1 protein-coding gene is annotated in these 264 nt (G+C 37.1%); it reads right to left on the minus strand.

Annotated features, from left to right (window positions below; all coding sequences use genetic code 11):
• Window positions 1-62: 62 nt before the first annotated feature.
• A partial coding sequence (locus P6709_RS20015) for a hypothetical protein (RefSeq protein ID WP_278242650.1) occupies window positions 63-264 on the minus strand: 202 nt, incomplete at its 5' end.

Consider the following 264-nt stretch of genomic DNA (forward strand, 5'->3'; position numbering starts at 1 on the left):
AACATACTAACATACCAGTTTGAAAATTCAGTTTTATCCGAGATAAAAAAAGTCGTCCATTTTTAACGATCAACAAGGCAGCATCTGTTGCAGCTTGAAGGAACAGAAAAAGGCGGAATTATGTCCCGCGAAAAAGTCCGTGAACGGGTGGAAAAATGGGCAAGCTGAGACTCTGACTCTTCTTCATTTTTTGTGATTTTTCCTAAATTCAGCTCACGAATTTCCTGATAGGTTTCTTTATTTGCTATGGCAATTGTTTTTTTT

It is taken from the genome of Jeotgalibacillus sp. ET6 (assembly GCF_029667115.1).
Classification (GTDB): Bacteria; Bacillota; Bacilli; order Bacillales; family Jeotgalibacillaceae; genus Jeotgalibacillus.